The sequence below is a fragment of the Microbulbifer maximicatervae (SeqCode) genome, assembly GCF_052468155.1.
The window spans coordinates 919,118-931,565 of the sequence record NZ_CP174335.1; the positions used below are offsets into that span (position 1 = coordinate 919,118).

10 protein-coding genes are annotated in these 12,448 nt (G+C 51.8%); all 10 read left to right on the forward strand.

Annotation, left to right across the window (positions count from 1 at the left end; translation table 11 throughout):
* Nucleotide 1 precedes the first annotated feature (1 nt).
* The 10 genes from ACJJIY_RS03830 to ACJJIY_RS03875 all read left to right on the forward strand — a co-directional run bounded on the left by ACJJIY_RS03830 (nucleotide 2) and on the right by ACJJIY_RS03875 (nucleotide 12,445).
* Nucleotides 2-2,521, forward strand: a complete 2,520-nt coding sequence (locus ACJJIY_RS03830) for a LamG domain-containing protein (RefSeq protein ID WP_444895800.1) — start codon at nucleotides 2-4, stop codon at nucleotides 2,519-2,521.
* A gap of 100 nt (nucleotides 2,522-2,621) precedes the next feature.
* Entirely contained in the window at nucleotides 2,622-4,193 is a 1,572-nt protein-coding gene (locus tag ACJJIY_RS03835; protein ID WP_413663678.1) for a hypothetical protein, read from the forward strand.
* Between the two features lie 12 nt (nucleotides 4,194-4,205).
* Nucleotides 4,206-5,204, forward strand: coding sequence for an FAD:protein FMN transferase (locus tag ACJJIY_RS03840; RefSeq protein ID WP_444895799.1), 999 nt, complete (start codon nucleotides 4,206-4,208; stop codon nucleotides 5,202-5,204).
* Between the two features lie 116 nt (nucleotides 5,205-5,320).
* Complete coding sequence (locus ACJJIY_RS03845; RefSeq protein ID WP_444895798.1) at nucleotides 5,321-5,845, forward strand: AraC family transcriptional regulator; 525 nt, start codon at nucleotides 5,321-5,323, stop codon at nucleotides 5,843-5,845.
* A gap of 6 nt (nucleotides 5,846-5,851) precedes the next feature.
* Nucleotides 5,852-7,822 (forward strand): hypothetical protein, encoded by a 1,971-nt coding sequence (locus ACJJIY_RS03850; protein ID WP_444895797.1) that lies wholly within the window; start codon nucleotides 5,852-5,854, stop codon nucleotides 7,820-7,822.
* Nucleotides 7,815-9,413, forward strand: a complete 1,599-nt coding sequence (locus ACJJIY_RS03855) for a tetratricopeptide repeat protein (RefSeq protein WP_445359140.1) — start codon at nucleotides 7,815-7,817, stop codon at nucleotides 9,411-9,413. Before ACJJIY_RS03850 ends, ACJJIY_RS03855 begins: the two co-directional genes overlap by 8 nt.
* Nucleotides 9,352-10,680 carry a tetratricopeptide repeat protein gene (locus ACJJIY_RS03860; RefSeq protein ID WP_445359141.1) on the forward strand — a complete coding sequence of 443 codons (1,329 nt, stop codon included), beginning with the start codon at nucleotides 9,352-9,354 and terminating at the stop codon, nucleotides 10,678-10,680. The genes ACJJIY_RS03855 and ACJJIY_RS03860 overlap by 62 nt, the downstream gene beginning before the upstream one ends.
* Nucleotides 10,667-11,314 (forward strand): tetratricopeptide repeat protein, encoded by a 648-nt coding sequence (locus ACJJIY_RS03865; RefSeq protein WP_445359142.1) that lies wholly within the window; start codon nucleotides 10,667-10,669, stop codon nucleotides 11,312-11,314. The genes ACJJIY_RS03860 and ACJJIY_RS03865 overlap by 14 nt, the downstream gene beginning before the upstream one ends.
* 2 nt (nucleotides 11,315-11,316) lie before the next feature.
* Nucleotides 11,317-11,586, forward strand: coding sequence for a hypothetical protein (locus ACJJIY_RS03870; RefSeq protein ID WP_444915257.1), 270 nt, complete (start codon nucleotides 11,317-11,319; stop codon nucleotides 11,584-11,586).
* Nucleotides 11,587-11,779: 193 nt separating this feature from the next.
* Nucleotides 11,780-12,445, forward strand: coding sequence for a MotA/TolQ/ExbB proton channel family protein (locus ACJJIY_RS03875; protein ID WP_445359143.1), 666 nt, complete (start codon nucleotides 11,780-11,782; stop codon nucleotides 12,443-12,445).
* Nucleotides 12,446-12,448: the final 3 nt, after the last annotated feature.

The following is a 12,448-nucleotide window of genomic DNA, read 5'->3' on the forward strand; positions in this document are numbered from 1 at the left end:
AATGAAAACCTATAAAAGTCTCCCAGTGATAGAAAATACACTGATAGTTCGCACGCTTCGTATCGCTTCACTATTTTGTGCTGCCCTGGCAATCAGTGCCTGTAGTGGTGGCAGTGGAGAGGGCACCGAAAGCCAACCGGATACCAGCGACAACGATGGCACCGCTGCCTATTCCGGACCGGACCCTGAAACTGATGATGTCAATCAATATAAACAGTACATCTGGGATAACCTGGCAGCGACAAATCGATGCGGCAGCTGTCATATTGAAAATAACCAGAGCCCACATTTTGTCCGCGGCGATGATATTAATGCTGCCTACGATGCCGGGCGTGAGTTAATTAACTTATCAGTTCCCGATGAATCCCGTTTGGTAACCAAGGTTGGTGGTGGGCACAATTGTTGGCTTTCCAGCGATGATGCCTGTGCGGAAATTATTACCAACTACATCGAGGAATGGGCTCGGGCTAGCGGCGGCCTAAGCAATACAATCACCCTTGTCGCACCTGTCGAGCGTGAGGTGGGTGCCAGTAAAAGTTTCCCCGAATCCAGCGGCAGCTTTAGCACTACAGTTTACCCTCTGTTGCGCAGCTACTGTGCCAACTGTCACAGTGAAGATGCGACAACGGCACAAACCCCCTACTTTGCCAGCTCTGATGTCGATCTCGCCTACGCATCTGCGGTCAGCAAAATTAACCTGGATTCTCCAGCCGACTCCCGTTTCTCTGTGCGCCTGGGCAGTGAATTTCACAACTGCTGGGATGACTGCTCAGATAACGAAGCGGAAATGACCGATGCGATCCAAGCCTTCGCCGACACTATCAATGTCACCGAGGTAGACCCCGACTGGGTTATCAGTAAGGCACTGCGCCTCACAGACGGTATTGTTGCGAGTAGTGGCGGCCGTATAGAGAGCAATGCAATTGCTCTCTATGAATTTAAAACCGGCAGCGGCACCACTGCCTACGATACCTCCGGAGTTAACCCCGCAATTGATCTCGCCCTATCTGGCGATGTGGAGTGGATCGACTCCTGGGGGCTGCAATTGAAGGGGGGTAAAGCACAGGGGGCTACTGCAACCAGCAGCAAACTTTACGATACACTCACAGCCACCGGTGAATACTCAATTGAAATCTGGGCGGCACCCGCCAACGTCTCACAGGATGGGCCTGCGCGTATCGTCACCTATTCCGGTGGCGATGATATTCGCAACTTCACTCTCGGCCAGGATCAATACAGTTACACCGTGCAAAACCGCAATGACAACACCGATGCGGACGGTATGCCTGCCCTGGCAACCGATGATGCCGACCAGGTTGTACAAGCCAGTCTCCAGCATGTGGTGGCCACTTACGATCCAATTAACGGACGCAAGCTTTACGTTAACGGTGCAAATACCGGGGAGCCGGACCCAAGTGAATCCGGTTTACTCTCTACCTGGGACGATACCTTTGCTCTCGCAGTAGGCAGCGAAGTCAGTAACGGCAACAGTTGGGAAGGCTCCATTCGCCTTTTGGCAATTCACTCCCGCGCCCTATCGGAAGAGGATATCGCTACCAACTACGAAGTCGGCGTCGGTGAAAAATACCTGCTGTTATTCAAAGTTGAAGAGCACACAGGCATTGCCGAAAGCTATGTAATGTTTACTGTGCAGCAATTTGATAATTATGCCTACCTGTTCAGTGAACCCACCTTTGTCAGCCTCGACGACAGTGTCGATCCATCTGGAATCGCCATTGAGGGAATGCGTATCGGTATTAATGGCCGCGAAGCGGAGGTGGGCCAGGCCTGGTCCAAGTTATCCACTGCAGTCGACAATAGCTACGTAGCAGGTGAAGGCCAGCAGCTTTCCAGGCTCGGGACCATTATCACTCTGGATAAAGGCCCCCTCGATGATGAATTTTTCCTGACCTTCGAAAAAATCGGCAGCGAAACCTATAACCGGGTTGAGGTTACTCCAGCTGAACCTGCGGATGCCGCTGATCTGGAAGCGCAATCGCGCATAGGTCTGCGCCGATTTGAACAAATCCATGCAAGCTTGTCCCAGGCGACCGGAGTCTCCATGTCCCACCCGGAGATTTATGAAACCTGGGAAACTGTGAAACGCCAGCTTCCGGTTGAAAGTGACATTGAAGGATTCCTCGCTGCACAGCAAATGGGTATCACCCAGCTGGCAGTGAAGTATTGCAGCACCCTGGTGGACTCCAGTGAGCGCAGCAGCTACTTCAGTGGGTTTGACTTCAGCGCTTCCGCAGACACCGCCTTCGACAGCGCCAGCAAGCGCGCGCAGATTATCGATCCGCTCATGGAAGGTTTGCTTGGCCACGAGATGAACTGGCACGACGGCAGCGTCTCGCAACTTGCCAGCGCCCCGGACCTGGCCTCTGTAGAGACAGAACTGGACACGCTTATCGACACCATGACCGCCTGTGGCAGCAGCTGCGATTCAGGTCGCACAGAAACTACGGTGAAAGCCGTATGTGCTGCCGCCATGGGCAGTGCCATGATCCTGATTCACTGATCGCATAAAAAAGACTAGCGGCTTTGTCGGCAAAACTTTCGCCGGTAGAGCCCCTCCACAATAAAGAGCCGGCACACCGAAAACTATATCCGGGAATATTATGAGCAAGAAAAAACACTTTGATCTGGACCAGCCCCTACGGCACCCGGACCACCACCGCCCGGTAACACGCCGCGACTTTCTCGCTCAAGGCTTCCGAGCGGGTATGGGAACAGTGCTGGGCGGCTCTGTCTTCAGCTTGTTTGCCAATCCCCGTAGTGCCCATGCAGCCCTTTCCTCGGACCTGGAAGCACTGCGAAAAACCAATGGCGGGCCCTGTGACGTCAGTGCATTCGGTGCCGGTAAAATTCCTTTTATTTGTTTCGATCTCGCCGGCGGTGCAAATATCGCAGGCTCCAATGTGCTGGTAGGTAAAGAGGGCGGACAAATGGATTTTCTCGGCACAGCCGGCTACAACAAGCAAGGCCTCCCCGGGGATATGGTTCCCTCCCTCGGTGATGAATTTATCAATACTGACCTGGGTCTCGCCTTCCATAGTGACAGCGGTATGTTGCGAGGCATTCTGGAAAAAATCGCTGCTGGCACAGCATCGGCGACCAACGGTGCAGTTATTCCCGCTCGCTCGGAAAATGACACCGGCAACAACCCACACAATCCCATGTACGGTATTAACCAAGCGGGAGCCAACGGTTCCCTGCTGGCCCTGATCGGCTCCAGCTCCAGTGATTCCGGTGGCAACTCCATGGCTCCTTCCGCCATGATCAACCCCGAAGTTCGCCCCACCAAAGTGGATCGCTCTTCCGACGTTACTGGCCTTGTAGATGTAGGAGACCTGGTGGGGCTGCTCAGTCAGGAGGACACTGTCGCAGTGATGGAGTCCATGTACCGCATCTCCGAAGCGAAACTCAGCAACGTAAATACTAAAGTCAGCACCGATGCAGTCATTAAAGACCTGGTGCGTTGTGGCTATATGAAAAGTGCTGACCTGGCTGATCGCTTTGGCAACCCGGCCGATTTAAATCCCGAATCCGATCCAGATATCGTCGGGCCATCCGGTGTTTTTACCAGTTCAGAATTGAGTGGAGACAGAGAGTTCCAAAAGACTGCCTCAGTGATGAAGCTGGTCGTCAATGGATATGCCGGTGCAGGCACTATTACCATGGGTGGCTATGACTACCATACCGGCGACCGCGCCACAGGAGAGATTCGCGATTTGCGCGCTGGGCGCTGTATTGGCGCTTGCCTGGAGTATGCCGCCCGCCGCAACCAGCCCCTGATGATTTACGTTTTTAGTGATGGTTCCGTTTTCTCTAATGGAATGCTGGACGACTCTGTAGAGGGCCGCGGCAAAGGTGTCTGGACTGGTGATGACCAACAGACAGCCGCCTCATTTTTCCTGGTATACAACCCGGCGGGCCGACCACAATTACTCGGTGGCACGGCGGACGAACAGGCGATCCACCAGCAACTCGGCTATATGCGCAGCTCCGGTGACGTAGAAACAACATCCACCCCCGCCGCTAACAACGTCAATTTATTGGTGGAAACTGTAGTGCTCAATTATATGGCCCTGCACGGAGAGCAAGGTAATTTCTCCACCTTATTTCCCAACCATGGCCTCGGCGATAGTAACTTACAAGACAGCATGACTGCCTTCGCCCCCATTATTTAAGTTGGATAAGTGATGTTCCGCTTTTTTAAATCACTATTACTGTGCGGTGCCACACTTTGCGCGATTCCTTCTGTGGCCGAGTGGCACTACGCTGAACGTGCAATTATGGGGACTCAGGTTCGCCTGCAACTTTGGCACGAGGACGGCAATGAAGCCGAGCACCTTATTGAAGAGGTCATGACAGAGTTCCATCGCCTTGACGATCAGCTCTCACCCTATAAGGAAAACAGTGAACTATCTCTCGTCAACCGCACAGCTGGCCGGGGGAACGTCAATATATCCAAAGAACTCACCAACCTGATTGATAAATCCCTTTGGTTTAGTCAGCTCACTGATGGTGCGTTCGATATCAGCTATGCCACCCTCGGCAAGCACTATGATTTTCGCCAGCAAAGACAGGCAGACGCCCAGCTGACGGACTCGTTGTTAGAAGCGTTGAATTACCGCCACTTAAAACTGAATAAAAAGGCCAATACACTCCGTTTTGGCCACAAAAGCACAAAAATAGATTTGGGGGGAATTGCCAAAGGCTATGCGGTTGATCGGGCAATTGAGATCCTCAAGCAGGCAGACATTTGCTGCGCCAGCGTCAGTGCCGGTGGCGATGCACGCATGCTGGGAGATAAACAGGGGCAACCCTGGTTAGTGGGTATTCGCCACCCCCGTGAAAAAAGTAAAAATGCTGCGGTTATCCCCCTGCGTGATATTGCTATCTCTACCTCAGGTGATTACGAGCGTTATTTTATTGATGAGCAGCAGGATAGAGTGCACCATATTTTTAACCCATCCACAGGAAAACCCTCGGAAACTTCTGCAAAAGACACTGATAAGTTGATTAGTGTCAGCATTATTGGCCCCCGCGGCTTTGATACCGACCCCCTTTCTACCAGTGTGTTTGTTCTGGGAAAAGAGAAAGGCTTGGCACTTATTAATCGATTGCCCCAATTTGAAGCAGTAGTTATAGATAGTAACCGGAAGTTGTTTTTCAGTCGCGGTTTGGAGAATCTTTGAGTAATCCGTTTTATCTTCATAGAAAATTTGCCAACAAGATCACATCAGATCGTTGATCCCCTGACATAATTTGCGCCGACCAAAGAATAATGCCAATTCCTATCAAAAGGTCTGCCATGAGACGCCCCTTTCAGTGCTTTATTTTATTTATCGGCCTTTTAGGCTCTGCGTTTGTGCAGGCTCAGGAAAGCGATTTCTCTGCGGAGAAATTGGAAGAATTAAAGCGCGATGTACTTAAATTAAACAGGGATTTATTGATTCTTGAAGAAGATTTGCTCTATCCCGCACAGAGCCAAATCGCCTTTTATGTGTCTATGGATGTAGGCCACTATTTTACTTTGGATGCAGTAAAGCTACACATCGATAACAAGTTAAGTGCAAGTCATCTGTATACGGAACATCAGCGGGAAGCGTTGATTCGCGGTGGTATTCAACCGCTTTACAAAAGCAACCTAAAATCCGGTGATTACACTATTTCTGCTTTTATAACTGGCCTTGGGCCCGAAGGGCGCGAATACAAGCGGGCAGCCAAGTTGGAATTGAATAAAAGTGATGAGCCCGCCGTTATTGAACTGGTTATCTCAGACAACTCCGGAAAACAACAGCCGGAGTTTGAGTTGGTGCAGTGGCCAACGCCCTGATTAGCCATGTACTACCCATCTTTTACCCGCACCCTATCCCTGGCGCTCATCCTTGCCGCAAGTAACCTTTGCGCTCAGGAAGCTGATACTGTGGCCGAAACAAACGGTCCCAGCAATGAGCAGCGAGCCCCACAAAAATACCAAAGGGCTCAAGACCTGGCTTATGGCGCTACGCTTTACGAGTATTTTGAAGGGGATTACTTTGATGCCCTGAGCACACTGCTGGTTGCTCAACAGCGGGATTCAATTCAAATTCACAGGGATAACGCCGCATTGATAGAGGGCGGGATCAGCCTAGGGTTTGGTTTACATAGACGAGCAGCTGAACTTTTTGAACAGCAGAGTAATGTCGAGGCTGCGCCAAAATATCGCCGCACTGCCTGGTTAAAGCTGGCCGAATTAAATTACCTGAACGGTGATTTTGTCAGCGCAGCAGCACACTTGGAAAAGTCAGGGGTTGCCGAGGAGTCCTCTCTACCTCTCAACTTAGCGCTGCGCAATAAAGACCTCACCACGGCTCAAAAATTACTGGAAACCAGCGATTTATACCCTGCGGAAAAGTTATTGGGACATATCAACTTAGGCGCTGCCTTTGCCAGGTCCGGCCAATTGCCTGCAGCAATTCACGAATATCAAGTCGCTGTTGATTTTGCAGAAACAATTGATATTCCTTCATCTGAAATTCCCATACTCATTGATAAAGCCCATATTGGTATGGGGTACGCCCTGGCTCTTGCAGAGCAACACAGCGCAGCTAAAGAAGCCTTTTCCAGGGTTCGCCTCAACACGCCCTGGGCAACTCGCGCACTCCTGGGAATGGCTTGGTCCTCTATCAATGGTGAGGACTACCAAGCGGGCATAGACGCACTGCAATTTTTACTGGATAAACACCGCTACAGTCCCGCCGCACGGGAAGCGATGGTAGCCCTGCCTTATGGTTACGAAAAACTGGAAAATCGCTCTGTAGCCCTCAGAGCATATCAAAGCGCTGAAGCTTATTACCTGGAAACGCTCACTGAGTTACACCAGTTACAGCAAGACCTGGCGACGGAACCGCTGGCCTATGATCCTGTTCAGCGCGAGGCTTGGCGCTATGGCTGGTTACAACTAGCCCAGGCTTCTCCCCTATTGCGTGACAACCAGCACTTCCTGCGGCCAATCCTGCAAAGTGACCGCTTCCAATTGCGGCTCACCGAGTTGCGCGATCTACAGCAGCTCACCCAGGTCCTACAGACCTGGCAAGATAAACTACCTCAATTTGCTGACCTTATCGAAGAGCGTCACCTGCGCCGTACAACGATTATTGATAACTACAATAGCGCCCAGTTTGACCAGCAGTTGCAGATGGCAACACAGCAATATGATCATTTGAGGGCAGCTCTCGAGCATATTGAACAGGAGCGCGACGCACTCACTTTATTGGCGACCACCGCCACTCCAAATGAACAAAGTGAAACCCTCGAATTACTGGAAATTCTCACCGGCGCTCAAGAACGTCTTAAAAAAATCCAGGACAGCGGCAAAGCCAGCCAACAACAAGCAGAAACCCTGGCGAAAGCCCGGGGGATTTTGCTTTGGCAAGCCAGTGAACAGTATCACGAGAAGTTGTGGCAGCAGCAAAAATCCCTACAACTGCTCGAAGATCAGTTACGCAGGGGGCGGGAACAACGCAAGAAAACAGATACCGAAGCACAGCGAGGGCCACAACTGCGCCAACTAGCCTATCGGGTGGTCACCGCCGGTGACGAAATTCCAGCTCAGCAAGCGGCGATTGGTCGAGCCAGCGAATTGATTGAAGCCGACCTACGCCGAGAAGTTATCGCCCAGCTGGGTAGGGAGCAGCAGCAAATTCACAATTATATGGCCCACACACGCCTGGCTATCGCACGTCTGCAAGACGCTGAAATCCAGGCAATTCCCGCAGCCTCTCAGGCTGACAGTGACACGGATAATACCGGGGCCGCAGACAATGAATAACGCCCCGCATCCGGCAGCTGTGTTTACCCTGCGCTCCCTGGCTATTGGTATTTGCTGTGCCCTGACAGCCTGCGGCAATCAACCGGTACAAACCCTGGCTGACCTGCCCCGCGCCAACCCACCCAGCCCCCAGGAAGAGGCACCGCAAAGTCCGCCCGTGCAAACCGTTATCGCGTTGGAAAACCTGGTGCAAAGTTACCGCATGGCACTGGAGAGCCACACCGATCCCAAGGTTCGGCAACAAATCCATCTGCGCCTGGCTGACTTGGAAATGGAACGACTGGAGCAAAAACAGTCCGACAATCCGGATACTATTGTCGACTACTCCAGCGCGGTCGATTATTACCAAAGCCTCTCTGCACAGCGCCCAAAAGATGATTACATTCTCTATCGCTTAGCCCGCGCCCGAGCACTGGACGGGGAAATGCCTGCGGCCTTACAGGCATTGGAAAAGATTGCCGGTAGCGCACCGGACTCACCGTTTATCGGCGAAGTCTTATTCCGCCGTGGCGAGGCGGCATTCAACCGCAAAGACTACCCCAGTGCCGCCCGAGATTTCCGTGCATTGCTCAAGCAGGGGCCGAGTCCATTTACGGATAATGCTCGCTATATGCTGGCTTGGTCAGAATTTAAATCGAGCAATTACCGCGCATCCACAGAAATTTTTCTCCAGTCGCTGGATATTTTGCACAGTGAGGAACAGGGGGAGGAACTCCCTGTTGGGCGGCAACGCCTGCGTGAAGACAGCCTGCGCGGGCTCGCATTAAACTTCAGCTACCTGGGAGGTGCTGAAGCCATTGAGCCTTTTAACCTCAATGGAGAGCCACGTCCCTATCAGCACCAGCTATACAGTGCACTCGGTACCTGGTATCGGGAAAAAGAGTTGTTCCGCAATAGTGCCGATACCTTTTTACAATTCGTCAATCACTACCCACAAACCCAGCAAGCCCCACAGCTTCATCTTCTCGCCGTTGAAACCTTGCAAGCGGGGAGACTACATAAGGAAGTTCTGCCCACGAAGCGGGACTTTGTGCGTCGCTATGGTGTGAACAGTGATTACTGGCAAGCAGCAGGTGAAACTCAACAACAGGAGTTGGCCAAAACCCTGCAACCATGGCTGTATGAATTGGCCCAGTTTGACCACGCCCGCGCTCAGGAATTGGCTCAGCAGGTCACAAAACTACCCGCGAATAAGGTGAAAGAACGTCGCCTTGTCAGCGCACAATCACTGGGTGCCTATCGCAGCGCCGCCGCGTTATATCAGGAATACGCGCAGACTTTTCCACAAGATCCACGCACGCCATCCATGGTTTTCCTGATGGCAGAGTGTCTTGAGCAGGCTGCAGATCACCCCGCCGCCTGGCGCGCTTACAGCCAGGTCGCCTGGGAATACCAAGATCCCAAGTATGCTGCCGAAGCCGGCTACGGAGCCATCCTCAGTGCAGCCAGAGTGCATGAACAAACTCCGGATCAAGAGTCGGAACAGAAAATCCTGTGGCTCGATCGCAATATCGAAGCGAGCCTGAAATTTGCACAGAGCTGGCCCCAAGACCCGAGAAGCTCTGCCAGTACAGCTGGCCGCTGCCGATAAGTTGTTACAACAATCGCGCTTTGCCGAAGCCATCGCCGCTGCCGAGCACGCCGATCAATGGCAACCGCCAGCCAATAGGCAACAGCAACTAAGTATTGCAATAATACTGGCCCACAGCCATTTTTCCCTGAAGCAATATCCCCAGGCAGAGGCTGCCTATACTCGCGCGCTCGGCTACCAGCCAGACGATAAGCTGCGCAAAGACGCATTGCGCCAATTGCAGTTATCCATCTATCGCCAGGCAGAAATCATTTTGGCCCAGCGCGAGAGTGAGGATGCCGCTCCCAGTGAGGAAGCCCTCAATCACCTGCTGCGTATCCGCGATAGCGGGCGCACAGAGGTTGCGGCCACCGCCCAATATGATGCGATTAATTTTCTTATTCAATTAGGGCAGTGGCAGCGCGCCAGCACAGAACTCGCTGATTTCCGCCAGTTTTATCCCGCGCACACCTTGACGCCGACACTGGCTGCCAAAGCCATCGTTATCTTTGAAGCTCTGGAAATGCCGGCGGCTGCCGCCTCAGAATTACTGCAATTAGCCGCTACAGATCCGGATCGGGAAGTTCGCCGTCAATCCCTGTTTATGGCTGCAGAAAACCTGCAAAAAGCCGGTGAGTACAACAGGGCTATTGAAAGCTATCGCAACTACAGCAAATTGTGGCCAGAGCCCGCTGAGCAACGTCTGGAAGCGCAATTTCAGCTGGTCGAAATCTACGCTCAGACTAAAAAGCCCACCAAGCGGAATTACTGGCTACAACAACTTGCACAGAACTCGCTGCAGTCACCCCGCGGGCGTTACCTGGCCGCTTATTCTCAAAGTGAACTGGCGGAACAAAGTTATGCGAAATTTGCTGAACTGGCACTGCGCTTGCCATTAAAGACCAGTCTCGCTAATAAAAAGCGGGCCATGCAAACTACCGTGGCGGATTACCGCAAAGTCCTGGAGTTTGGCATCGCAGAATTCACCCCTCAAGCAAACTATCGCCTCGCGGAAGTGTACCGACAGCTCAGCCGTGACCTGATGGACTCACAGCGCCCTAAAAACCTGAACGAGCTGGAATTGGAACAATACGAAATTCTGCTGGAGGAACAGGCCTATCCCTTTGAGGAGAAGTCCATAGAGCTTCACGAGGCCAATATCCAGCGCACGGTTGAAGGTATTTACGACGACTGGGTTAAACGCAGCTTCCACTCACTGGGAGAGCTGCTACCTGCACGCTACAAAAAAGAAGAAAAAACCCTGGAGTGGAGTGATGCACTGCACTGAATTGAGCGCACAGAAAATATCTTCAATCGCACGGTTATTCACTACTGCGCTATTGTTTTTTTTACTCTCCGCATGTAGCGGTCTGCAAAAGACGATATCGCCCGCAGATAGTGACACCGCGCAACAACTGACAGAAAATCCCTACTTGCGAGATGTTAAAAGGGTACCGCAACAGGCCCGTGCGGCGATGGAACTGGCTCGCCAGAATTTTCAGGCAAATGATTTACCTGCAGCTGAATCGCAACTGCTCCAAATTACCGAAAAGTGGCCGGAGCTCTCTGGAGCCTGGCTTAACCTGGCAATCGTGCAGCATTCCGGCGAGAAATACGAGGAGTCCGAGCGCAGCTTTCTACAGGCCATTGCTGTAAACGATAACAATGTATTTGCCTGGAATCGTCTCGCCGCGCTGATGCGTGACCGGGGGCGATTCGAAGATGCGGAGCAATACTACAACGCGGCCATAGAGCGTTGGCCACACTATGCCGATGCACACCGCAACCTGGGAATCCTCTACGACCTTTACCTGCAACAACCCGAGCGCGCCCTTCAGCACTATATGGCAGCGCAAGATTCCGGTACTGAACAGGATAAATTGCTCAGTGCATGGATACTCGAGCTGGAGCGGAGACTTTAACAATGAAATTATTTTCTAGGCTCATACTGAGCCTGTCTATCTTTGCATATGGCGCAACAGCAGAGGAAATAACAACGCTGGAGTCCACCGTAATTGGCAGTCAGGAACAACCTAAGGTTTTATATATCATTCCCTGGAAGCAAGCCGACAGTTTACAAAGGCTCGACAGCGTTCTGCCGCAAACTTTCTCCTCTGTATTTGAACATCAGGAATATTCGGAATTTCGGCGGGAAATAAAGCTGTTACAAGCTGAACAGGAAAAAACCGATTAGGCCGACCCATCAAAATAAAAAATAATTTTTTGCGGCGTATGGAAGCGGCGCTGCTGAATTTATACAGCGAAGACATGGAACCGCCGCAGCAGGCTTCAACGTCCCGCGGCCCTCTTTATACACCAAGGGTGGGAACTCAATCGCTCTCCCTTTGCACTACAAATTTATAACTTTATCTGTGGAGAATTAAATCATGGAATTCACTCAAGCGATGCTGCGTTTTTTCCAAAATGGCGGACCCTTCATGTACCCAATTGCGGTAGTCCTGGTGATCGGACTGGCAATGGTAGTAGAGCGCTGGATATTTTTATCACGCGCGCGGAATGCCAATAAAAAGGCGTATCAACAAGTATTGTCCATGTTGCAAAAACGCAGCTATCAAAGTGTCTTGCAGCTGGCCCGAGACAACGATGCAGCAATGGGCCGTATCGCCGCAGCGGGCATCAACACTTTGCAATTTGCCAAGCGCGAGGAAAATATTGCCCTGGCTATTGAGGAAGGGATTCTCGAAGCAGTTCCCCGTCTGGAAAAACGCACCAGTTACTTGGCCACTCTCGCTAATATTGCCACTCTGCTGGGCCTACTCGGCACTATTATGGGTCTGATTGCTGCATTTACCGCAGTAGCCAGTGCCGACCCATCTGAAAAAGCGACCATGCTCTCCACCAGTATTTCCGTAGCGATGAACACTACAGCATTCGGTTTGATTTCTGCCATTCCCCTGCTGTTGTTTAACTCAATGCTGCAAAATAAAACCAATGAGATTGTCGATAGTTTGCAAATGGCCGGGGTTAAATTCCTTAATCTGCTGACCATGGGACGCCCACAGAAAGCGGAACAACGCACCGCTAACAGCTAAGGG